Consider the following 23,874-nt stretch of genomic DNA (forward strand, 5'->3'; position numbering starts at 1 on the left):
GGATAGAATCTGTAACTTGGTGCCACTGGTCGGCCGTATCTGTATACTAAGACTACGGCCGCCAGATAGTAAGTGCAATATGGTATAATGGCCATGAAACGGAAAATGATAGAGAAGAAACGAAAGAGAGGGAAAGCGATGAGACTCATTGATTTGAGCGTCCCGATAAGCCCAAGCATCCGTGAGCCGATAGCAGCAAAGATCGAGTATTCGAGCCATAGCGAAGGCGCGATGCAAGCGTCAGCCATACTTGGTCTAAAACCTGACGACTTTCCGGAAGGCAAAGCATGGGCTACCGAAACCGTAACGCTTAACACCCATTCGGGGACGCATGTCGACGCACCTTGGCACTACTGGCCAACATCGGAAGGTAAACCGGCTAGAACGATTGACGAACTGCCGCTAGAGTGGTTTTTTTCTGATGGCGTGCTTCTTGATTTTAGTTCTAAGCCGCCCGGTTATGAGTTAACGTCTGAAGATCTAGTTGCGGAGCTGAGCCGCATTGGGTACAAGCTTAAGCCGCTCGATATTGTGCTTATCCGGAGCGATGCGGATAAGCGGCTGTATGATGAAAAGTATGCATTCCTTCATGCCGGTGTCTCGGCCGAAGCGACCATGTGGTTACTGGATCAAGGAATTAAGGTAGTCGGTACTGACGGCTGGGGTTGGGATATCCCGCTTAATCTCCAGGCGGAGGCCTACAAGCAGCAGCCAAGAGACGGCGTCCTTTGGGCAGCGCACTATGTCGGCAAAGACCGGGAATATTGCCAGATCGAGAAGTTGGCCAATTTGGAGCTTCTGCCGAAGCCGTTTGGCTTCAAGGTTTGCTGTTTTCCGGTTAAAGTGGAAAGAGCGAGTGCCGGATGGGCTCGTCCCGTAGCAATCATAGAGGAATAAAAGGGAAGCAACGTTCCAGCAGCAATAATGCAACCTGGAGCGTTATTTCTTTTTTCCAACATACCTCCGAGAGGATAGTGATCTTGAACTATCACATCTGCTGGGTCCATTTGCTTAATGGTCCGTATTTGCGGAAATAACTTGCCTGTATAATTATATAAACCTCATAAACGAATTTAGAGCTAACCTTAATAAAACCCTCAGTTAAAACTTCTCTTCTTGACGCGATACTGAACTGTACTGTATTCTTCTCTTACCAACAAACAAATAAACAGAACAATTCCGTCAAATTTTAGAGATTGGTTAGGTGTATGAAATGACAACATCGCGTAGATCTGCGCGGCAGCGCATCCTGGATGTGGCTTCTGATTTGTTTTATCGCGAGGGTATACGCTCAATAGGCGTTGATACAATTGCAGAAAAATCCGGAGCAAGCAAGGCCACTCTTTACCGCCATTTTCCAACTAAAGATGACTTGATAGTCGCTTATCTTCAGGAAAAGAGTGAGCTCTCTTTGAAGCAATTTGACAAGCTTATTGAGCAGTATAAAGGATCACCCAAAGAGCAAATCTTTGCATTCATCAATGCCATCAGTGACTCACTAACAGAGCCGGAATATAGGGGGTGCAGTTTTTTGAACGCATATGCGGAATTCTCCGATATTCATCATCCAGTTCAGCGTTTGGTATTGGAATACAACCACGAATTGCGCTCACGCTTGATAAGACTTACGAAAGATGCGGGCGTGCAAGATGAGAATCTGGCGGATCAGCTTCTGCTGGTGATTAACGGGGCATTTTCTATAGGTCCTATATTAGGCGCAAACGGTCCAGCCGCTCAGTTGAAAGTAGTTACAACTTTTTTGATGGACTTGCATCTAAAACATTAAAATAATGACTGGTTGAACCCATTAATTTAGATATCACCCTTTGAGAATGAATTCGGATTATTTTTTCCACTATCTATTCTCAAGGGTGTTTTTTATGAATTTTTTTTCTTGACACGAAACAAAACTGTACTGTATTATTCTTTTTAATGAAACAGAACAGTTTCGTTCTTGTTGTTTTATTTTGAACAACATACCAAAAATCTGATAAGGGAGAGTCAAGATCGTTAGTAAACTATGATTCTAAGGAGGATGCAACATGGAGCAAATTCGATTGGGACGTACAGAGTTGAGGGTGAATCCGATTGGTCTTGGTGCTAATGCGGTTGGTGGGCACAACCTTTATCCGAATCTAAACGATGAAATAGGCAAAGACGTGTTGCGTACGGCGCTTAAGCAAGGCATTAATTTTCTGGACACTGCATTCGTATATGGACATGGACGCTCCGAAGAGCTCATCGGGGAGGTGATTAGAGAACAAGGTGGACGGGAAAACGTTGTCATCGCTACCAAAGCTTTCGATAACAACCCGAGTCTTCTGAAGGAAGCCGTCGAGAACAGCCTGAAACGGCTGCAAACCGACTACATCGACTTGTTCTACATTCATTACCCAGATGTGGAGACGCCAAAGGACGAAGCCGTTGGAGCGTTGAAGGAGCTGAAAGATGAGGGGAAAATCCGTGCGATCGGTGTCTCTAACTTCTCAATCGAGCAGTTGCGAGAAGCGAACAAAGATGGCTATGTAGATGTTGTCCAGGACGAGTACAACTTGTTCAAACGGGACAGAGAGAAGGATATCCTTCCCTATGCGAAGGAGAACGGCCTCTCGTTCGTACCTTACTTCCCGCTCGCTTCAGGTCTGTTAGGCGGCAAATACACAAAGGAGACAACGTTCTCGGATGTGCGTGCCAGCCTCCCGATGTTCCAGGGTGAGACATTTATTACTAATCTGGAAAAGGTCGAGCGATTGCGCGAGATTGCTGATACCAAGCAAGTCGAGGTAGCGCACATCGTACTGGCTTGGTACCTGACCCGGGACGCTATCGATGCCATCATCCCAGGTGCTAAACGGCCCGAGCAGGTGGAGAACAATCTGCAGACACTGTTCGTGCGGCTCTCGAAAGAGGAAATCGATCGGATCGATCAAATCTTTCAGGCTTGACTGGGATGGCCTCTACAAGAGCGTTGACTCTATGATCGTTATTGTAGCCACAATATGGATTCGATTAGATGAAAGGAGAATGAATGACATGGCAAAAACGATGAAGGCGTGGGTAACTGATGGCAAAGGAGGTATTTCGTTCTCAGATGTTCCTGTTCCTACCCCGGCGCCGGATCAAGCACTGATCGAATGCAAGTCCACCACGATTGCTCGCGGCGAGATCCGTTCTCTACCCTATCTTCCGGGCGGACGTGTTTTAGGCCTCGACTTAGCAGGTGTAGTTATCAAGGAGGCCGCAGATGGCAGCGGTCCGCCGGTTGGTTCACGAGTGATCGCCATGACCGGCTTTAGCGGAGGCGGCTGGGGGCAGTTCGCTGCCTTGCCGGCTTCCACACTCGGTGTCATCCCCGACGAACTCAGTTGGAAGGAGGCCGCCGTGTTGCCCAATGCTGGACTGACGGCGCTCTACTCCGTTCGCCACGCTGGCTTTCTGGTAGGATTGAGTGTCCTAGTTACCGGTGCGACGGGCGCAGTCGGCCGGATCGCAGCTCAGCTAGCGCAGCACGCCGGAGCGGAAGTGACGGGCAGCGTCAGTCGTGCGGAACGTGCGGAGGCGCTCAAGTCGCTCGATCTCAACCACATCGCAGTGGCGAATGATACCGTGGGGCCCTTCGACTTCATTATAGATACCCTCGGCGGCGGCAGCCTGAGCCACGCGTTGAAGGTCGTAGGTCCCGAGGGAGTCATCGTCACGATGGGCGGTGGCGAAGGCTTTGATGCCCCGTCCGAGCAGGCCATCATCCCCCTCGGCTGGTTCGGTGAGCATCCAGGTGCGCGGGTCGAAGCCGAGAATGTCGCCGCCCACGTCCTGCGGCGGACAGGCGTCGCGCGTGATCTTGGCATCCTCGCCAAGCTCGTCGTCGACAACCGGCTAGATCTCGACATCGCAGAGGAGGTTAGCTGGCGGGAGGCGCCGCGAGTAGTCGATGCGCTCAAGGCGGGCCAGACGAAAGGACGCGTGGCCATCCTGATTGACTAGGCTCTTCTGGCGGGCGGGGAGATCATCAGGAATCTTTATTGATACTGCGCGTCTTTCCTTCTTACGGGATTGACGCAGAAAGTTGTCAGGTATGGGTTCCTCTTGTCCCCGCCAATTTGTGTAACCTAAGACTACTTCAAATAGGAGAGCCGGATGAGTTGAAAGGCGAAAGTCTGATTCGGGGAAAGGCTCGGTGTCTACTTCTCTCCGATTTTCCAAAATTGGAGAAGCTGCCGCGCGGACAGATTAATACAAAGATCATCCAGGAAAACTACGATGATGTTCTCCGACTGGTTCACTCCATCCGGGAAGGCACCGTTTCAGCATCACTCATTATGCGGAAAGTCGGTTCCTATGCGAGACAAAACAGTTTGACTACCGCGCTGCGACGAAAAATCCATAGAGGATTGAACAAAGGGGAAGCCATGAATGTTTTGGCCAGTGCGTTGAACCCTTGGCCCTTTCGAAAAATGAACTTTCAGGTAAATTTTAACAGTGATTTTTTCTGTTTATTATCATCATTTGCATTTGAAATGCCGATATAAAATGGAATCCGGAAAACTATTTTCTACATGAATTTTACCTAAAGGAAGTGGAAAGAGATGTTCCAAAAGAAATGCCTTATCACCTCATTGGTTGCGGCGACACTGTTTTTCAGTCCATCCGCATTCGCGGCAAATACGTTTCCCGATGTGGACGGGACAAAATATGAATGGGCTTCCGAATCAATTCGTTTGATGGTCGACAAGGGCGTTATCAACGGTTATGCGGATGGGACCTTCAAGCCAGGCAAAACCATCACAAAAGCGGAATTTGTACATATGTTTCACAAGCTTTTTCCAGAAATCAATCATTCATCCGGCAACTCTTCAGAATTTGTGGATGCGCGTAAACACTGGGCGAATAAAGATTTTGCAGCAATATTCAACGGGGATTATATTTGGCCGTATGCTGAAAGTGTAGGGGGCAAATATCCAAATTATCAATTCTATGTCAAGCCCGACAAGCCGTTGACCCGCTGGGATATGATGATGATTGCTTCCGTTCGGACGGATTATACTAATCAGACTCTTCATCCTGAGATTGAGGAAGTGATTTCCGCAGCTGCGCAGTACAAGGATATGAAAGTTCGTGAGGCGAATTACTATGACAATTTCTCGGCCTATTATCCAGTACTGTACATTGACAAGAGCGGAGAAGAGTACTCCTATGATGGCGATTTCCAGGATCAAAAGGCTGAAGCATTCTACACGCTAACCAAGATGAGCGTTCTTACTGCTGATGAAGGATTCCTTCGCCCAAAAGCGCAAGTCACACGGGCTGAAGCTGTTACCCTTTTACAGCGTTTGTACGAAGCCACAACCAAGTGATTTTTAATGCAATTTTGACGCTAGCATGATGAATTGGACTTGCTTTGTTTACTCTTTACCCCAACCGTAATCTGAGTAACATAGTCACTCTCATCTTTTGCACCAACTTCATCGATAAGATATTCTTCATAAGCAAATTCCTGAATAAGGAAATTTTCCTTTTTAATATACTGAATGAGTCTCTCATAGGTTCTGCCGATCTTTTCATAGCTTCCATGATGATATGCAACAGCGTATAGTCCCTTTGGTTTTATGAAATTTGAAAAATGTGTGTTATTTCTATGGTTTGTTTTTACAAAAAGATACGATTTTGAGGCGTGTTTCCCTGCTAAAATAGCTTTTTTATCCAACATAGACCCAACAAAAGATGTCCCAACGGATTGCGTGCTATGTTCAAATTTTTTGAAAGTCATCATCCATTCAGCGTAATCCTTTATATTGTTTTCTTCAAATGAAGTGCTTCGAATGATTCTTTCCTCTTCATGTTCTTCCAATTTAATTTCACTACTTGTAGAGTTTAATCCCTTGTGCGTATAGACAATGGTTTCTTCCAATATGTGCTTAATTTTATTCATCTTTTCGATTTCTTTATTCACTTCTGATATCTTGTGCTTCGACAAATCCAATATTCGTTCTGGAGTTCTCTCATCAAGATATGTCTTGATTTCTTTTAAAGGGACGTTTAATTCCTTTAAAACAGTAATAATGGAGAATAAATCAAATTGATGATAAGAATAATAACGATACCCGTTTTCATCTATAAAAGCAGGTTGGAATAGCCCAATCTCATCATAATGAAATAAAGTTCTCTTATTTACCTTGCATATTTTAGCGAATTGTCCTGTTGTAAAATACGTCTCTGAATTTTTCCTCATCATTTCATCCCCAATTGACTATCTGGTTACGGTATACCTTATTGTATGAATAGTAATGAGCAGAAGCAAGGGAAAGGTAGATATGATGACAGTCTCTATTAGAGAAGTGACTAAGGAAAATTTGCAAGAAATATTGTCTTTGCGTGTAAGTGATCATCAAAAATCATATATTGAAGCTTCGGAACAAAGTTTGGAAGATGCTAAAGATTGCACTTTCTACCGACCAGCAGGACTTTATTGGGAAAATGTTTTGGTCGGGTTTGCCATGTATGGACTCTTTCCTGGAGAAGGTCAAAGCGGCCGGGTATGGTTGGATCGTTTCATGATTGACGAGAATTTCCAAGGACAGGGACTTGGAAAAATGATGCTTACAGCGCTTATTGAGCATCTTGTTAATTTATACCATTGTAAAGAGATCTATCTAAGTCTTTATGAGGACAATTACAGAGCCTTGTTGTTATACCAAAAGTTTGGTTTTCGTTTTAATGGAGAGTTGGATATAAACGGAGAAAAGGTAATGGTCAAAGAATTATAATTAACATGAATGACAATCCTCATCCATGCGATCTATGATTTGATAGCAAATCTTCGCCATTTCTTCGACCGTCTGCTGCATACCATCTCGAATCCAACTCGCTGCTACACTGTAAATGGCACCGCTCCAAAAATAAGATTTGTAATTTTCCTGGATACTGATTTTGGATACAGAACTTTGCATTATTCTGTGGAATTCGTTTAGGATTGCATCTCCGAAATTCGCCATGAGAAGTATTTTCAGACTATCGGCATGTTGTTTTAGCATGTGGAATAAGGAGCACCAGTTTTCATATGAGTTTTGGATTGGAAGACGCAGATTCATGGCAACTATGACTTTGTCCACGATTTCTTTCATTACGCTGCGCAATATATCCTCTTTAGCGTTGTAGTTGCGGTAATAGGCGGTTCGAGACACGCCAGCGCGCTTTACAATATCTGTAATTGATATCTCATGGAAGCATTTGTCCTTCATTAATAAAATCATAGCCGATTCGATACATGTTTTAGTGATGCGGTTGGATTCTGCGTTAGACAAGCGCAGGATTTCTAATCGCTGCATTTCTGTCATTTTGTTTTCAGACATTACAATTCCTCCTGTTTTGTTTAGGCCGTATCCGATCCGATTGACGCCTGATATCACTGACGTTACAATTGTAACGGAAACACATGTGTATTCTATTTATTCTTAAGATAAATGTCAAATAGATAAGAAGCTCAACGTAGCAGATACCGATGTCACAGATCAATTCAGGAGGTAGTATTTTATGAAAGCACTTGTTTTAGAAGAACAGGGGAAAATAGAAAGTCTTACGATTGTACAGGATAGAGAGAAACCAATGCCGAAAGAAAATGAAATCAGGGTAAAAGTTTTTGCATCTGGTTTAAATCCTTCAGATTATCAGGTTGCAGCTTATGCCGGTCTGGCAAGTGAAAAGCAGAGGGTGCTCGGATTAGATGTTGCCGGGATTGTGGATGCGGTTGGAAGCGAGGTCAACAACTTTAAGGTTGGCGATCGTGTGTACTATCTCCGCAGCATAACAAATCTGGATGGAGGATTTGCGGAATATGCCACTACGACAGCTCACACGGCTAGTAAACTGCCTGAATCGATTCCCTACGAGGTAGCTGCCGTAGTTCCCGGGGCAGGCTTTACAGCATATCAGGCAATCATTCAAAAACTCAGACCGAAAGCAGGAAATACGATACTGATCCACAGAGGAGCAGGTGGTGTAGGGGGGTATGCTATTCAGTTGGCTAAATTATGCGGCTTAACGGTATACACGACTTGCCAAGGAAGAGACATAGAATATGTAAAAAGTCTTGGTGCAGATGAAGCAATTGATTTTACCAAAGAAGATGTATATGCAGTGATTGCCAAGTTGACAAATGAAAGAGGCGTTGACTACGTGTTGAATACCATTAGTTCAGCAAGTGCTACTAGAGATATTGATGTACTTGCTTTTGGTGGTGAAATCGTCGTCACAGCTGGTTTTCCTGAATTTAATCGGCTTCGATTTTATGAAAAGGGCATGTCGCTGCATGAAATTGCGCTTGGAGCAGCTCACACGGAACGGGATTACACAGCACAATCTAATTTGGCGGTAATAGGAGATGAATTCGCTCGATTATTAGTTGAGAAGAAAATTGCACCTCCAGCATTGACGGTAATCTCTATGGAAGAAATTCCTGAGTATTTAGTTAAACTAAAAGAAGGAAAAATAACAGGTAAAGTGGTTGCAAAAATCAATTCGATGGAGTGAACTAGCAACAAGAGCCGGGCCAGCTTGGTTGATTGGCGGTGTTGCGATTAGTAACAACAAAGACAGCTCCTACAGGCGATGCAGGAGCTGTTTTTTTGCCGTGCTAGGCGAACTACTAGGTAGTAAAAGTCCACTTCTACACGTTTTATAAATCTTTTAGAATGTCTTCAAGGTGTTCTTTAATATGACCTTCCGTACATTTGGGCAATGCTCTTTTACTTCGCTGCCTTATGTGCTTCTACAGGCACAATAAATTTGGTTTCATGCAGCTTCTCATGTGAGTCATAGGCTCCGACGTTGAATTCAACCTTATCGGTCTTTTTGTCGTAAAAAGCGTAAACCCATTCTGCGCTCTGCGCACTTTGGCCTGGATTTACAACCCCAATGCGATCCATGCCAGGCACGGATATGGTGTAATGCGAACCGTCTGCATTATTATTTCCCGGATCGTGTGCATCTGTCATCCAAAAATGGGCCTTGGAGAATGCAAGTGGCTCGCCACCAGTTGGACGGATATTCTTGTAGCTATAATTCACGATTAGCACCTGCTTGGCCGGTCGGTTACCATTTATACTGTTGCCCGCAAGTGTGGTCTCGCGAACCGAATTCACGGTAAATTCCCATTCATTGTTTACTTTCCAGGTTTCTCCGGCATGATATTCATTCGCATGTCCCGCTAACTTAGGGGAACCGCCACTATGCGAGGTCACGATAGATGCGGAAACAGGAGAAGTTGCCAATACAGCTGCTAGACTTCCGATGAGCAGACAGGCAGACAGAACACCTGCGACGGTTGTTTTTTTCATTTTCATAATGGATTCAATCCTTTCTTCAATTGCTAATTTGCTAAAATAATTGTTCATGGATGGCAGTGCCAGCTTTTGCTCTTCCATATGGATCAGGGTGCGCGCATAATCGGAGCGCCGCTGATAGCCAAGATTCCGTATAACCGCCTCATCACAATACAGCTCCATATCCCGATTCACCAGCATATACATCAGCCAGGCAAACGGGTTGTACCAGTGTAGACAGAAAGCTAGCAGTAGCAACATCTTGCTAGCGCTATCGAAACGACGGATATGCACGTATTCATGAGTCAGAATATATTCCAGCCGCTTATGGTCACTCCAATCCATTGCTACGGGCATTAAAATAACAGGCCGAAAAATCCCGTATGTAAGTGGAGAATCAATTTGCCCAGTTTGTCTGACCTCAATGCTCCGCAGCAGACGATGACGAGAAAGCCAGCGATCTACAAATTCTTGCTTCACCGGATGGGCAGAGCGGAAACGGCGATACCACCGGATATACGCTACGCCGAAAAACACTGCGAACCCGATTGCACCTATCAGCCAGATGAGCATCCATACCGACACGGCAGGTGCTGATTGTGGAAAAGTGGAAGGGCGTACGGACAGTACGTCCCATGATCGGGGGAACGTTGAACCCGATAAAGCCGCTGTCCAGGCAGCCACCGCTGAAGAAGGGACTGCTGTAGCTGCCATATCCGTTGGACCACTCAGCTTATTGGCCGCTGTATTCAACAACGAATACAGATTCCACTCCGAAGGCAGGGAAAAAGGAATGCAGAGTCGCAGCCAGACGATCGCCCACAGCCATAAAAAAGCAGAGCGGGGAAACGTGTTTTTGTTCAATATCCGTACACCGACCACAATAACGATCATCAGTGCTGCGGAAATATCCATTTGCAGCCAGTTCATCATAAGCACCTCATTCATCCAACTCGTCTACCATTTTTTTCAGCCGGTCAATCTGCTCATTGGAAAGTTCCTTCTTGCCGAGCAGTGAGGCGAATAGCTTGTTGGTGGAGCCATCAAAGATTTTGTTCACCAGATCCATAGTGCTTTTTCTCTGCACTTCCTCTTGAGACACTAGCGCCCGGCAAATGAAGTTAGGCTCGGAGCGTTGAATTGCTCCTTTTTTGATACAACGCTTGATCAGCGTATATGTCGTATTTACATTCCAGCCGTAGTTGTCGGACAAAATACCGGCGATATGCTTGGCTGTTGTATCGCCTTCCTGCCAGAGGACAGACATGACCTTCAACTCGGAATCGCCCAGATTCAGCTTGTCCATAACACTCTCCCTTCATAAGACAATTGTAGTTTACATTCATGATAATACAACTGTCTTATAGAAAAATCAATGTCAGAACGATTACAATATGTTCATCTTTTAATGTATCTATTTGTTTCAGAATAATATTAGAACACATGGAAGGGGAGGTCATTACCGGGACGCAGGAATCAGATTTGATTCGCTCATTTTTCAATTTAAAAAATTTATATTAATATTAAGAGACAAACAAGTTAATCTGAATTTTTAGATGTAAATAGGATAGAACGTATTCCAAATGAGAATATATGTTCTATTAGGTTAATGAGTTGTTTGGTAAAAAAAGGGGAATATTTACTCAAGAAATGAAAGAGCTGAATATGTTATATTTAGCTTAGAAGTGTGAATATGGAAAGTTTTGGTCTGTCAATTAAAAAAAACACACTTGAAGCATTCATTAAGAGTACAATAAAAAAAGATTAGATGAGAAGAAGGGTGGTTGTCGTTTTGAATATAGAAAATATTGAGGCATTCGTCTATGCTGTTCATTTAGGGAGTTTTGTTAAAGCAGCTGAGGCACTTTATCTTACCCAGCCTTCTGTAACTGCCCGTATTCACTCCCTGGAACGTGAGCTTAATGCGGAATTATTTCATCGTTCTGGGAAGCAAATCTCAATAAATGAAAAGGGAAAGTCGTTTTTACCATATGCACAAAACATTTTACAATCTTATCAGGAAGCCAAATTAATGTTGCACCAACCGATACTTACGGTTGATAAATTGAAAATTGGATGTGCTACCTCCATCGCGAATTTCATTATCCCTGAAATTCTTCCTGCTTTTAAAACTAAATTCCCCAATGTGAACGTCAAAATTCTAACCGGACATTCTAATGATATATTAGACAAGGTTCTTAATAACGAGGTGGATTTCGGAATGGTTCGAACAGTTACACATCCCCAAATTGAATCTGAGATATTTCGTCATGATCCAATCGGATTGTTTGTCCCTATCAACCATCCTTTGTTGCACAATAGTCAGGTGACAATTGAAGAGGTCAGTGAAGAACCGCTCATCTTTTTTGATTATGGATCGGTAGACTGGCTTATGATTTATGGCTTGTTTGAATCTAAAAATCTAAAGCCAAATGTGGTTCTTGAAGTGGATAGTATGGAGGCTGCAAAAAATTTAGTGGTAAATGGGATGGGAATTAGCTTTTTACCGGAGCATTGTGTGAAGAAAGAATTGGAAAGTGGGCAGTTATTCCGTGTGCCATTAGTCTCATCCGGGAGATTCGATGTAAAAATTGACTTTATCTATGCAAAAGGAAACCATAAACCTGCATATATAGAATATTTTATAAAAAAATAGCTGACTATAACTGGTCTAGGGTTTTCAACTGATGGGAATATAACGGCTGTCTATTATTTTATTTCTATATAGATTTATCCTATATAGAAATAAAATACATTTAATTTTCTACATGGCACCCTATAACTTAAAATAATTGCAGGTCCAAATAAATGTAAGCGATTACACTTTGCTGACCGCAATCTCAGAATAAGAATAGGGGATGAAGATTAAAGATGAAAAAGTTAGGACTAGCATGGCAAATATTCATCGGACTTGCTCTAGGCATTGCTGTAGGTGCCATTTTCTACGGAAATCCTCTAGTAACGGCGATTTTGCAGCCGGTTGGTGATGTATTTATCCGTCTTATTAAAATGATTGTTTTGCCTATTGTCATTTCCTCTCTTGTAGTAGGCATAGCGGGCTCTGGAGATAAGAAAAAATTGGGGAAGATAGGCTTTAAAACGATTCTGTATTTTGAAATTATAACTACTGTAGCAATAGTTTTAGGTTTGTTTGCGGGAAATATTTTCAAACCGGGATTAGGCATTGATATGTCGCAACTGAGCAAAACTGATATACACCAATATGTAAATACCGCAGAAAACGCTAGTCACAGTTTGGCTGACACGTTTGTTAATATCGTTCCGACAAACATCGTTCAAGCTATGGGGAACGGCGATTTGCTAGCCATCATTTTCTTCTCTGTACTGTTTGGGGTCGGTATTTCTGTAATTGGTGAAAAGGGTAAACCGGTGATTCATTTTTTGGAAGCCGTCTCTGAAACGATGTTCTGGATGACCAATCAGATCATGAAATTGGCCCCTCTCGGTGTGTTTGCTTTGATTGGTGTTACAGTTGCTAAATTTGGTGTTTCCTCTTTAATACCGCTTGGCAAACTGGTAATTGTACTCTATTTGTCCATGTTTGTATTTGTGTATGTCATATCAGGCATAGTAGCAAAAATGTGCGGCACCAGCATTGTGAAAATTTTAAAATTATTGAAGGATGAAATTATTTTGGCTTTCTCGACCGCAAGCTCGGAAGCCGTTCTACCGAAACTGATGCATAAGATGGAACAATTCGGATGCCCGAAATCGATCGTATCCTTTGTCGTTCCTACCGGATATACTTTTAATTTGTGCGGCTCTGCACTGTATCAATCGCTGGCTACTCTATTTATTGTACAAATGTATGGTATCGATTTACCGATCTTGTCACAGATCAGCATAGTGGTCATATTAATGTTAACCTCCAAAGGGATGGCTGGTGTTTCTGGCGCTTCCCTGGTTGTTCTACTAGCTACCGTAAATTCCGTAGGCCTTCCTGTTGAAGGTGTTGCGCTGATTGCTGGAATTGACCGTATTCTCGATATGGCGAGAACCGTTGTGAATGTGGTAGGTAATGCCTTAGCTACAGTCGTCATTTCCAAATGGGAAGGCCAGTTTGATCATGGAAAATCAGATCGTTTAAAATAATGATCCTATCCTCTTTTCCAATTGTTTCTGTTGGATATATAGGATTTCTATATTTGAATAAATTCTCTTGATATACACTGCTTTCCACTTAAGATTTATACTCTTAATGTGCAAAAGAAAAAAGTGGAGGGATTCTCATGATAAAGACCGTTGGAATTATGGGAGGAATGGGACCGCTCGCAACAGTCGATTTGATGAACAAAATTATTCGACTAACCCCTGCCCAAAATGACCAGGATCATATTCATATGATCGTTGATAATTATCCTCAGATTCCGGATCGTACATTAGCCATAATGGGTAAAGGCAATGATCCACTCCCCTTTATGAAACAATCTGCCAAGAGATTGGAGGATGCCGGTGCGGATTTGATTGTAATCGCTTGCAATACTGCGCATTATTATCTGCAGAACATTCAAGAAACGGTTAGGACTCCGATTGTTAATATGCCCAAAGAAACGGCAAGTTTCATAGGCGAGGCTGGGATAAGACGTGTCTCATTGTTAGCGACTGACGGTACATTGAAAACGTTGCTTTATCAAAACGCTCTCCGTGAGAAAGGAATTACGGTGTTGGAGCCTGATGAGATTACACAAGCTATCGTAATGGAAGGTATTTATTCAGTAAAAGCGGGACATATCGAAAAAGGCAAGCGTTTATTGGTGAACGCATGTCAAACGATGATTGCCAAAGGAACGAAGGCCGTTGTTGCAGCTTGCACAGAGATTCCGATTGTTTTGAGTGAAGTAGACGGGATTAAAGTAATAGATCCAACTTATATTTTAGCCAAGAAGGTTGTAGATATTGCATACCGGGAACATGTGTTGTAAATGAGACTTGAAACTAGAAATAGGGGGATAAAAACTCATGAATGAATATCGTAAAGAAAAAGATTTTCTTGGAGAAAAAGAAGTGCCATCTCAAGCCTACTACGGTATACAAACCGTTCGAGCATTAGAAAATTTTCCGATCACAGGCTATCGTATCCATGAATCGTTAATTCGTGCTATGGCTACGGTTAAAAAGGCGGCAGCGTTGGCTAATATGGAGATTGGGCAATTGAATCCACATATCGGGAATGCGATCGTCTCAGCAGCACAAGAAATCATGGACGGTAAATGGCATGACCAATTTATAGTTGATCCTATTCAAGGCGGAGCAGGTACATCCATCAACATGAATACCAATGAGGTTATCGCCAACCGGGCGATCGAGCTGCTGGGGGGAACCAAGGGGGATTATTTCAAAGTGAGCCCCAACACACATGTGAATATGGCCCAATCAACCAACGATGCTTTTCCTACGGCGATTCATATTGCAACACTTTCTTTGATTGATAAGCTGATCGTCACGATGAAGGAAATGCTCGCAGCATTTCAGACTAAAGCTGTGCAGTTCGACGGGATTATCAAAATGGGTCGTACTCATCTGCAAGATGGCGTGCCGATCCGTCTTGGGCAGGAGTTTGAGGCCTACAGTAGAGTGCTGGAACGTGATATCAAGAGGATCAGTCAGACTCGCGGCCATTTGTACGAAGTTAACATGGGCGCAACAGCTGTTGGTACGGGCTTAAATGCTGATCCCCGATATATTAAACGGGTCGTGGAATATCTTGCCGAGCTCAGCGAATTGCCGCTTTGTAATGCCACGCACCTGGTGGACGGGACGCAAAATACGGATGCTTACACTGAGGTGTCCGCCGCTTTAAAAGTTTGCATGATCAACATGTCAAAGATTGCCAATGACCTGCGTTTGCTTGCCTCCGGGCCTCGCACCGGGCTAGGGGAATTGAATTTGCCGGCACGCCAACCCGGTTCGTCCATTATGCCGGGCAAGGTCAATCCGGTTATGGCGGAGGTAGTGAATCAAGTGGCGTTTCAGGTCATCGGCAATGACCATACGATTTGTCTTGCCTCCGAAGCAGGGCAGCTGGAGCTAAATGTCATGGAGCCTGTGCTCGTGTTCAATTTGCTGCAATCGCTCAGCATGATGAATCAGGTGTTCAACGTATTCCGCGTGTACTGTTTGGAGGAAATCGAAGCAAACGTAGAGCGCTGTAAAGAGTATGTGGAGAAAAGTGTAGGGGTTATAACGGCGCTCAACCCGCACTTAGGCTATGAGACAGTCGCGAGAATCGCGCGCGAGGCGATTTTGACGGGGCGTCCGGTACGCGAGCTGTGCCTTCTTTATAATGTTTTGACGGAAGAGGAGCTTGAGATCATTCTTAACCCATATGAGATGACGAATCCGGGTATCGCAGGAGCAGAATTATTGGAAAAGAATTAAAGAGTGGCGTGCAATAAACGTTTAACGAAAGCAAAGGGAGAGTGACAAAAAATGTCAGTGTCAAGCGGTGCCAGCACTTATATGATATTTCGGATTCAAAAAGAAAAAGGACAAACCCCTCTCAGCGATATCGCTGCAATAATTGAAAAAACGGGCGGAGATATTGTGGGGATTGATGTCATCTCGTCCAATCACACGAGCACCATCCACGATATCGCTGTGAACGTATTCGATCAAGCACACAGCCAATTGATCAGTGAGTCGCTTCAGAAGCTGGGTGGTGTCAAAATAATTCACGTGTCAGACCGGACTTTCCTTGCACATTTGGGCGGGAAGATTGAAATTGCCTCTAAAATATCGGTGAAGAACCGTGACGACTTGTCACGGGTGTATACTCCCGGTGTCGCCGGCATATGTACGGCGATTGCGGAACAACCCAGCAAAGCCTACTCGCTGACGATCAAAAGCAATACGATTGCGATCGTTACCGATGGAACGGCCGTTCTGGGGCTGGGAGATATCGGACCATTGGCGGCTATGCCAGTGATGGAAGGCAAGGCTATGTTGTTCAAGCAATTCGCAGATGTGGACGCTTTTCCGATTTGCCTGGACATGAAAGACCCTGACGAATTGGTCCGAACCATTAAGGCCATGGCTCCGGCATTCGGTGGCATCAATCTGGAGGATATTTCGGCACCGCGTTGCTTCGAAATTGAGGAGCGTTTGAAACAGGAGCTAGATATCCCGGTATTTCACGATGATCAGCACGGTACAGCCGTTGCCATATTAGCGGGTTTGTTGAATGCACTCAAAATTACTGGCAAGCAAATGTCGGAGATTAAGGTCGTTGTCAATGGCATCGGAGCAGCGGGCATCGCTTGTTCGAAAATGTTGCTGTCCGCTGGTGTGAGGAATTTAATCGGGGTGGACCGTAATGGCGCTATTCATCGGGGGGCACATTATGACAATCCCCATTGGACTGAATTTGCTCAGATGACGAATCCGAACCTGGAAGCCGGCAACTTGTCCGAAGTCATTAAGAATGCGGATGTTTTTATTGGCGTATCGGCTCCCAACATTCTAAAAGTAGATGATGTTCGCTCTATGGCGAAGGATCCAATCGTCTTTGCCATGGCGAACCCGATTCCGGAGATTGACCCGGAGTTGGCCAAACCTTACGTTAAGATCCTGGCAACCGGGAGATCCGATGTTCCCAATCAGATTAACAATGTGCTATGCTTCCCGGGTATTTTCCGTGGCGCATTGGATTGCAGAGCGAGCGAAATCAACGAAGCCATGAAGCTGGCAGCCGCACAAGCAATCGCCTCCGTTATTACAGATGACGAACTGAGCGAAACATATATTATTCCGAGCGTATTCAATCAGGAAGTGGTAAGAAAAGTTAGAGATGCCGTGATTGAAGCGGCGTATCGTACCGGGGTTGCACAGAAAAGCATGAGAGATGCAAGTTACGGATAATTCTTTACATGGTGATGGATATACCTACCGAACAGTTGTCGCTGAGAGTTCCTCGGCGACAACTATTTTTATGGTTGGACATTCATGATGGGAGTATGTATCGAATGGGTTACGTAGTCTGATTGTTTTGGTTGATGCGTTTCCTGATATGATGAACAATGAGCAGGATTAACGGGAATACGAGGGCATAAGTGAGATCCCAGTCCACCCAATAGTTAGGGATTTCCTTCATATAGAAAATAATATCCTTTGCAATCAGATGCGATAATCCGTAAATCAAAAACGCCACTGGAAAGATCAATGGACGATAGGATTTAAGCTTTAAAAGCTGAGCTGTCCCCAAGACAAATGCGTGGAAGAACAGCGCTGTCTTGAAATAGGTGCTGATGATCCACGTGGTAGCCATTAATGCCTCGAGCCGCTGCAGAAAATTAGCAATGTTGATTCTCTGGGCAAGAATATAGGCAGCGAAAAATTCGTGCTCTGAGAAATATGCCCCGAGTACTGTCAGGGAGAGAAACAAAATAAGATTGAGTGCAACGGCCCCGATCAACAGGGAAATAAATAAATTGCGGCTTGTATTGCTTTGTTTTTGGACATAGGGGTACACCATGAAGAACACGCAAATTTCTCCAAAGGGATAAAATACGCCGAACATAATGGTGTGCAGCATGTCAGGAAACGGTGTATTCAAAATAGGATAGATACGCTCTATCTTGACATCAGGGAACAGGAGAATGACTAGGCAAATCAGAAAAAACGCAAAGAAAGGGAAGAAAATCTGGGCTGCTCTGCCCAGCGTTTCAAGACCCAGCCGCAAGCCATACACCAGCAGAAAAATTGCCATGAAGCGAATGACCCCGCCGGGTGTCGCCTCGTAAATCTGTGTGCACATGAAATCTTCGATTTCTCTGACATAGGTGGAGGCTGCTATCAGGTAAAAGAATAAATAGCTCAACGCTACAACTCCACCCACCCATGTTCCTAATACTTGTAGTGAAAGCTCAATAATCGTTTTAGTTGGATCAATATTTGATGCAGATACCATCAGCTTTACGATTGCAAGTCCTAGTGGAATACTAATTATGCCAGCAATCCACGCATCCTCGTGGGCTCCTGTTGTTATTGCCGCGGGATAAACCAGTGCCATTTCCCCGATGAGCGAAAAAAGCCCAAGCATCATCATTTGAGCCGTACTAATCCGATCTTTTTCAAGATTCATGAGATTCCTCCAAATCTGCTGCAAACTGTCTCTCAAGTTTTCTTTTGTCATTTCCTTTAGTATGTGATTTTATAACATAATTATTAATTGATGGTCGAAAAGGGATGTGACGGAATAATTATCAACTTCTTCAGTCATACTATCTGCAGCTTGCTCACGGAATGCGGAGGTTGCGACATGAAGGATATAATTACGGGCACACTATCACATCGCCTGGAGGATAATGTGGTGCAGTTGGTTCAACTGCTCGGGACAAGCACCGATTTGATCACTAAAGAGTTGCAGTTGGATGAGTCTACGCATATCGCCTTGCTTTATATTGATGGCCTTGTGGATACTCAGGTGCTGCATAACTCCATATTATTTTCACTTCAGGAACGCTGTAACCCTGAGCAGATGAGAGATCTTGATGCTAATCAGAAGATGGAGCTTTTGCGAAAACGTATGCTGATTGCGGGGGATCTGTCCGTCACGCATGATCTTGGGCAATTTGTTCATGAACTGCTATCCGGTAATATCATGGTGCTGGTTGACGGAACCTCCAGCGCCCTGCGGATCGGACTGCCTGGATGGGAGGACCGCAATGTAGGCGAACCAAGCTCACAATCAGTTGTACGTGGGCCGATGGAAGGATTTACAGAAAATATGCGGACAAACACGGCGCTGATCCGAAGGAAGATTAAAGACAGCCAATTGTGGCTGGAAACTTTCCAGATCGGTAAGGTGACTCAAACTAGCGTATCCATTATGTATCTCACCAACATCGCAAACCCTGACCTGGTACAGGAAGTGAAGCGCAGATTGGCCAAAATCGATACGGACAGTATTCTGGAGAGCGGATATATCGAGGAATTTATTCAAGATACGGCTGCTACGCCGTTTCCCACGATCTATAACAGCGACCGACCGGATACCATCGCAGCGGGAATCCTCGAAGGCAAAGTAGCGATTCTTGTGGATGGAACACCATTTGTCCTGCTGGTGCCTACCTTTTTTGTCACCTTTTTTCAGTCTGCTGAAGATTATTATCAGCGGGCCGATATCGCCACCTTGCTGCGGTTTATCCGTTTTCTTTCCTTTTTTATTACGCTGCTTGCCCCTTCCTTTTATGTGGCGGTTACGACTTATCATCAGGAGATGATCCCTACCAATCTGGTTATTAGTCTTGCCGCACAGAGAGAAAACGTACCTTTTCCCGCATTTGTGGAGGCGGTGCTTATGGAATTAACGTATGAGATTCTGCGGGAAGCGGGAGTGAGAATTCCAAAAAATATAGGGCAGGCGATATCCATTGTTGGAACACTTGTCATAGGTCAGGCGGCGGTTGCAGCGGGTTTTATCTCTTCAGCTATGGTTATCATTGTGTCCATTACGGCTATAGCCAGCTTTGTCATACCAGAGTCGGGCATGTCGATAGCTGCAAGAATTATTCGTTTTGTACTTATTGGTCTGGCCGGCTTTCTTGGATTATTCGGGATTCTATTCGGTATCTTTTTGATTGTGCTTCATTTGGCGGGTCTGCGTTCTTTCGGCATGCCCTATATGAGTCCGATCGGGCCATACCGTTCAAATGATCTGAAGGATTCCATTTTCCGCTTTCCCTGGCCGCTTTTAAAGACAAGGCCGGCAGAAAATATGGTTCAAAACCTTGACCGCCAAAGCACAACCAAGCGAAAGGAGTCGGCAGATGAGTCCAAAAAACCGTAAAACTGTTTCGCGGCTGCTGCTTGCTCTTTTGGTCCCTTTGCTGATTAGCGGGTGCTGGGAAAGACAGGAGTTAAATGAAATGGCCTTTGTGCTGGGGATGGGGCTAGATAAGGCTGAATCTGGCTATAAAGTTACGCTGCAGGTGGTTATTCCTTCAGCAATTGCCTCGCAGGCGGCAGGAGGGGCGGGAGGTGCCGCGGTGCCGGTGACTGTATCTAGTTTCACGGTACCCACGATCTATGAAGCCCAGCGCAAGTACAGTCTCGAAAGCGCGCGAGCCAGCTACTATGGGCATATCCGTATACTGGTGATCGGAGAGGAGCTTGCCCGCGCCGGAATTGGCGAGGTACTTGATATGCTGAAGCGTAGCCGGGAGCCGCGTAATGATTTCTACGCTATGGTCGCCAAAGACACCACTGCCGAAGATGTCCTGAAGGTCCTTACCCCGCTAGAGAAATTGCCAGCAAGTAAATTGTATAATTCCCTGGACCAATCATATAAGTCATCGGCCAAAACAGTCGCTGTTCCTTTGAACAAATTTATTGAAGATCTGCTGTACCAGGGGAAGAATCCGGTGTTGACCGGAGTGAAGATGTCCGGCAATGTCAGTGAGGGCGAAAAGAAGAGCAATCTGGAAGATAGCTCGCCTCCAGTCAGATTGCGTTACAGTAATATAGCCGTATTCAGGAAGGATAAGATGATCGGGTGGTTAAATGATAACGAGACGATCGGCTACAATTATGTCACCAATAACGTTGTCAAAAGCTCAGGTCCTTTGACAGGAGACAACGGACGTCCCATCGTCATTGAAGCGCTACAAACAGACACCAAACGTAAAGTCAAGTTTATTGACGGCGAACCACATATTTACATCCATGTAAAGGCCTTGTGTAATGTTGAAGAGGTAATGAGCAAAGATAATCTGGAAGCAGAGCGCGTGATTACAGAGCTGGAACGGAAGTCGGAAGAACGAATTATCTTGCGAATGAAAACGGCAGTTGAGCAAATTAATGAGCGCTACAATGCGGATACAATGGGCTTTGGACAGTTGATCTATCGTGCCAATCCCCAAGCTTGGGCGAGGCTGCAACGGGAAAAAGGGGACACTTACCTAAAATCACTACCCATCCATTACAAAGCCAACGTGACAATTAACCGGATTGGCATTACAGACAAATCCTTTCTTCAAGATATTAAGGAGTGATCGCAATGGTGTTACTGCTTTTTCTGGCTATAGCGGCGGCTTGTGTGATCATCGATGTGCCTTTGCTGACAAGAGGAAGCAGACGCCGCGACCTTCTGGTCTGGGGCTTGTTCTGGATCACGGGCATTGGTGCGGTGGTCTGTACCTTGTACAAAATCAATGTGCCGAGCCCACTGCTTCTGGTCATGATGGTTTATAAACCGGTTAACAATCTGTTTACATCCTGGTTTTATTAGGTTGGTGAACGGGCAGCTGCAGCAATGTGCTGTAGCACGAGAAGAGAGGGAACCTGACATTTGTAAAGTTCCCTCCGTCATTTAGATGGGGCGGGTGATGAGGTCCTTCGTCATTGGGGTAAAGTGACAGACTTGACTTGAGCAGAAGTATTTCCGTAAATATCCTTTGCCAGCACGAGAATATGCAGCATATCGGCTTGGGAGGCCCCAGCCTGTTTGTATTTAGTAGTAGGTAGTGCTACTGACCAATTGGCTTTATCTTCTGTAATCATGACACGAATGCCATTGACATAAACTTTGAGCTGCGCGATAGCGCTTTGATCTGTGACTGAACCGTCCAAAGCGAGAACATCGTCCTTGATCGAGGCATTCAACTTAAGCACAGGGACTTCTGTTTCCTTGCGTTTAGAGGGTGGGAGCACAGTTTGCGGGTTATAGGAGAAGGTTTCGTTCTCAAGCGCTGGTGTACGCGTTGCGATAGGACGGTTTTTTGTCGCCTGCTCATAGGAATAAGCGTAGCGCAACAGGTCATTATCGCTGTATGCGGCACCCGCCATCGTCAGATTAACGGGCATACCGGTATCCTTCATAGCGCCCATGCTTACGGACACACTTGGGATTCCATATTCGCGCAGAATGTAATTCGTATTGGAGAAATAATTTCCATTCTCCCAAGCTTCCTCATAGGATGTTTCATTTACATCGGAATCGGCTTTGCCGATATTGGAATTTGCTGGGAACGATATGAAATCAAGGTTGTTTTGCTTCATCCAATCTTCAAAATCAATCTTTCGAACATTCTCAAGCCCCTGCAGTGCTTCATAAAATTGTGGAATTTGTTCGTATGGGGTGACGCCTTTTTTTATGGTTTCAATGAACGCGTCGTATCGACCGAGATCTCTGCCACGTTTGGCATCTACCGAACCTGGCGGATTCGGGAAAACGGTTGCAGGGTCGATATTAGCCCATGACGGGAAGTTCGGATCGCCCACACTTTTGAGGAATTCCTCAGCCGCATAAGGATTAAGCAGCCCGAATTCCTTATCATGCCATTTTGCTGGCATCAAACCGCGCTCCTCAGGTGTTTTCGCTGTTGCACGGTCTTTCTCGCTATTCGCCTGCAGGGGGAAATCTACTTCCACAACTTCAGCTCCAAGAGCAGTTAAATCCTTTGCAGCTTTTTCCCATAATACTTGTATCGAAGGTCTGAATTTGATTGGATTTGAGCTCTCATGGTCCTTACCGATATAAATTTTCGGAACGCCAATACGTTTCCCTCTCAAAGCTTGGGTGTCTCGCAGCTCTAAATAGGATCCCGGACGGACGCTGTTGACAGAAGGTAACTGAACGGCTTTCTGTTCTCGCCAAAAATCGCCTTTGCTGATCTTATCCTCTGCAACGATCACGTCAAGCAAGCGGAGCATGTCCTCGACAGTTCTCGTATGCGGGACAACCACATCCCGTATAGGGAAGAGCGGCCAATTCCCCCGAATGGAGATTAGGCCCCGCGATGGCGTGTAGGCAATTAAACCATTGTTAGATGCTGGTGATCTTCCAGAAGATACCGTTTCTTCTCCCATACCGAATGCAGCAAGATTGGCGGCTGTTGAGACGCCAGATCCGTTAGAGGAGCCAGAGTACCAGGCTGCAGCCAAATAATCCGAATTGTATGGACTTTCAGCACGACCATAAACGCCTCTTTGCATCCCTCCCGCTGCCATTGGCGGCATGTTGGTTTTGCCGATCAGCACACCGCCCGATTCGCGTATCTTCTCGACTGTAAAGGCATCGTCCTTTGCGGTCAGGTTTTTGAAAGCTGGTGATCCAGAAGCGACAGTGAGTCCCTTAACCTTGTAGCTGTCTTTAACTGTGTAGGGTATACCTAGCAGAGGTCCGGTAGGTACACCCTGCGCCCTTAGTTGATCAGCCTGAGCGGCTTCTTTTAGTACGTCAGGGTTCAGAACAGGGATGGAATTCAGCCGAATGCCACTAGAATCATAAGCATATACCCGGTTAAGGTACATGGCTGTGAGCTCGACACTCGACAGTGCCCCTGAATTCATCGCGTCCTGCATCTGAGCAATCGTAGCCTCTTGCAATTGAAATGTAACCAGGGAGGAGGTGGGTTCATTATTGGTTTTACTTGAGGATGAGGACGAAGGAGCGGCGGATGCAAGCGAGCATCCCGTGAGAGTTAAAATCATACCAGCCGCGATGCAATAGCTGCCGATTACATTCCTTGTATTTGCTTTTACCATTCCTGCGCACATAGCATTTCACTCCTTAAAATGGGTGGGATACTTATTTTTG

At 45.0% G+C, this 23,874-nt stretch carries 21 protein-coding genes and 1 pseudogene; 16 read left to right on the plus strand and 6 right to left on the minus strand.

Going from position 1 to position 23,874, the window contains the following annotated elements:
- Window positions 1-138 precede the first annotated feature (138 nt).
- From KQI_RS0101215 to KQI_RS0101240, 6 genes and pseudogenes are all read left to right on the plus strand, one after another.
- Window positions 139-897, plus strand: coding sequence for a cyclase family protein (locus KQI_RS0101215; RefSeq protein WP_029389976.1), 759 nt, complete (start codon window positions 139-141; stop codon window positions 895-897).
- A gap of 316 nt (window positions 898-1,213) precedes the next feature.
- Window positions 1,214-1,786, plus strand: coding sequence for a TetR/AcrR family transcriptional regulator (locus KQI_RS0101220; protein ID WP_010344853.1), 573 nt, complete (start codon window positions 1,214-1,216; stop codon window positions 1,784-1,786).
- 256 nt (window positions 1,787-2,042) lie between these two features.
- A complete protein-coding gene (locus KQI_RS0101225) occupies window positions 2,043-2,945 on the plus strand; it encodes an aldo/keto reductase (RefSeq protein WP_010344855.1) in 903 nt (300 codons plus the stop codon).
- Window positions 2,946-3,033: 88 nt separating this feature from the next.
- On the plus strand, window positions 3,034-3,984 hold the full coding sequence (locus KQI_RS26545) for a zinc-binding dehydrogenase (protein WP_010344856.1): 951 nt from the start codon (window positions 3,034-3,036) through the stop codon (window positions 3,982-3,984).
- Window positions 3,985-4,190: 206 nt separating this feature from the next.
- Window positions 4,191-4,433, plus strand: a pseudogene (locus tag KQI_RS27570) (Tn3 family transposase); the annotation flags it as partial.
- A gap of 153 nt (window positions 4,434-4,586) precedes the next feature.
- A complete protein-coding gene (locus KQI_RS0101240) occupies window positions 4,587-5,354 on the plus strand; it encodes an S-layer homology domain-containing protein (RefSeq protein ID WP_010344858.1) in 768 nt (255 codons plus the stop codon).
- A 20-nt stretch (window positions 5,355-5,374) separates the two neighbouring features.
- On the opposite strand, the gene KQI_RS0101245 is transcribed toward KQI_RS0101240, so the two are convergent.
- Window positions 5,375-6,232, minus strand: a complete 858-nt coding sequence (locus KQI_RS0101245) for a MerR family transcriptional regulator (RefSeq protein ID WP_197536377.1) — start codon at window positions 6,230-6,232, stop codon at window positions 5,375-5,377.
- A gap of 82 nt (window positions 6,233-6,314) precedes the next feature.
- Here KQI_RS0101245 and KQI_RS0101250 point away from each other — a divergent pair, with 82 nt between their 5' ends.
- A complete protein-coding gene (locus KQI_RS0101250; protein WP_010344860.1) occupies window positions 6,315-6,764 on the plus strand; it encodes a GNAT family N-acetyltransferase in 450 nt (149 codons plus the stop codon).
- Here KQI_RS0101250 and KQI_RS0101255 read toward each other — a convergent pair whose 3' ends face one another.
- A complete protein-coding gene (locus tag KQI_RS0101255) occupies window positions 6,765-7,349 on the minus strand; it encodes a TetR/AcrR family transcriptional regulator (RefSeq protein WP_010344861.1) in 585 nt (194 codons plus the stop codon).
- Window positions 7,350-7,530: 181 nt separating this feature from the next.
- Here KQI_RS0101255 and KQI_RS0101260 point away from each other — a divergent pair, with 181 nt between their 5' ends.
- Window positions 7,531-8,526, plus strand: coding sequence for a zinc-binding dehydrogenase (locus KQI_RS0101260; protein ID WP_010344862.1), 996 nt, complete (start codon window positions 7,531-7,533; stop codon window positions 8,524-8,526).
- Window positions 8,527-8,741: 215 nt separating this feature from the next.
- Here KQI_RS0101260 and KQI_RS27380 read toward each other — a convergent pair whose 3' ends face one another.
- Window positions 8,742-10,265: a M56 family metallopeptidase gene (locus KQI_RS27380; protein ID WP_010344863.1), complete on the minus strand. Its 1,524-nt coding sequence runs from the start codon at window positions 10,263-10,265 to the stop codon at window positions 8,742-8,744.
- Complete coding sequence (locus KQI_RS0101270) at window positions 10,258-10,623, minus strand: BlaI/MecI/CopY family transcriptional regulator (RefSeq protein ID WP_010344864.1); 366 nt, start codon at window positions 10,621-10,623, stop codon at window positions 10,258-10,260. Before KQI_RS0101270 ends, KQI_RS27380 begins: the two co-directional genes overlap by 8 nt.
- 486 nt (window positions 10,624-11,109) lie before the next feature.
- Here KQI_RS0101270 and KQI_RS0101275 point away from each other — a divergent pair, with 486 nt between their 5' ends.
- From KQI_RS0101275 to KQI_RS0101295, 5 genes are all read left to right on the plus strand, one after another.
- Window positions 11,110-11,973, plus strand: coding sequence for a LysR family transcriptional regulator (locus tag KQI_RS0101275; RefSeq protein ID WP_010344865.1), 864 nt, complete (start codon window positions 11,110-11,112; stop codon window positions 11,971-11,973).
- A gap of 215 nt (window positions 11,974-12,188) precedes the next feature.
- A complete protein-coding gene (locus KQI_RS0101280) occupies window positions 12,189-13,430 on the plus strand; it encodes a cation:dicarboxylate symporter family transporter (RefSeq protein ID WP_010344866.1) in 1,242 nt (413 codons plus the stop codon).
- A 137-nt stretch (window positions 13,431-13,567) separates the two neighbouring features.
- Window positions 13,568-14,260, plus strand: a complete 693-nt coding sequence (cuyB, locus tag KQI_RS0101285) for a cysteate racemase (RefSeq protein WP_010344867.1) — start codon at window positions 13,568-13,570, stop codon at window positions 14,258-14,260.
- Between the two features lie 37 nt (window positions 14,261-14,297).
- The gene (gene aspA, locus KQI_RS0101290; RefSeq protein ID WP_010344868.1) at window positions 14,298-15,716 is read left to right on the plus strand and encodes an aspartate ammonia-lyase; all 1,419 of its coding nucleotides are present in this window, start codon (window positions 14,298-14,300) and stop codon (window positions 15,714-15,716) included.
- Window positions 15,717-15,767: 51 nt separating this feature from the next.
- A complete protein-coding gene (locus tag KQI_RS0101295) occupies window positions 15,768-17,195 on the plus strand; it encodes an NAD-dependent malic enzyme (RefSeq protein WP_010344869.1) in 1,428 nt (475 codons plus the stop codon).
- 109 nt (window positions 17,196-17,304) lie between these two features.
- Here the strand turns inward: KQI_RS0101295 and KQI_RS0101300 are convergent, their stop codons facing one another.
- The gene (locus KQI_RS0101300; protein ID WP_010344870.1) at window positions 17,305-18,417 is read right to left on the minus strand and encodes a GerAB/ArcD/ProY family transporter; all 1,113 of its coding nucleotides are present in this window, start codon (window positions 18,415-18,417) and stop codon (window positions 17,305-17,307) included.
- Between the two features lie 177 nt (window positions 18,418-18,594).
- Here KQI_RS0101300 and KQI_RS0101305 point away from each other — a divergent pair, with 177 nt between their 5' ends.
- The 3 genes from KQI_RS0101305 to KQI_RS0101315 are packed head-to-tail and all read left to right on the plus strand — an operon-like array spanning window position 18,595 to window position 21,564.
- On the plus strand, window positions 18,595-20,124 hold the full coding sequence (locus KQI_RS0101305) for a spore germination protein (RefSeq protein ID WP_010344872.1): 1,530 nt from the start codon (window positions 18,595-18,597) through the stop codon (window positions 20,122-20,124).
- Window positions 20,105-21,328 carry a Ger(x)C family spore germination protein gene (locus KQI_RS0101310; RefSeq protein ID WP_010344873.1) on the plus strand — a complete coding sequence of 408 codons (1,224 nt, stop codon included), beginning with the start codon at window positions 20,105-20,107 and terminating at the stop codon, window positions 21,326-21,328. The genes KQI_RS0101305 and KQI_RS0101310 overlap by 20 nt, the downstream gene beginning before the upstream one ends.
- A gap of 5 nt (window positions 21,329-21,333) precedes the next feature.
- On the plus strand, window positions 21,334-21,564 hold the full coding sequence (locus tag KQI_RS0101315; protein WP_010344874.1) for a hypothetical protein: 231 nt from the start codon (window positions 21,334-21,336) through the stop codon (window positions 21,562-21,564).
- A 110-nt stretch (window positions 21,565-21,674) separates the two neighbouring features.
- Here the strand turns inward: KQI_RS0101315 and KQI_RS0101320 are convergent, their stop codons facing one another.
- Entirely contained in the window at window positions 21,675-23,834 is a 2,160-nt protein-coding gene (locus KQI_RS0101320; protein ID WP_010344875.1) for an amidase, read from the minus strand.
- Between the last annotated feature and the right edge of the window lie 40 nt (window positions 23,835-23,874).

Source organism: Paenibacillus peoriae KCTC 3763, assembly GCF_000236805.1.
Classification (GTDB): domain Bacteria; phylum Bacillota; class Bacilli; order Paenibacillales; family Paenibacillaceae; genus Paenibacillus; species Paenibacillus peoriae.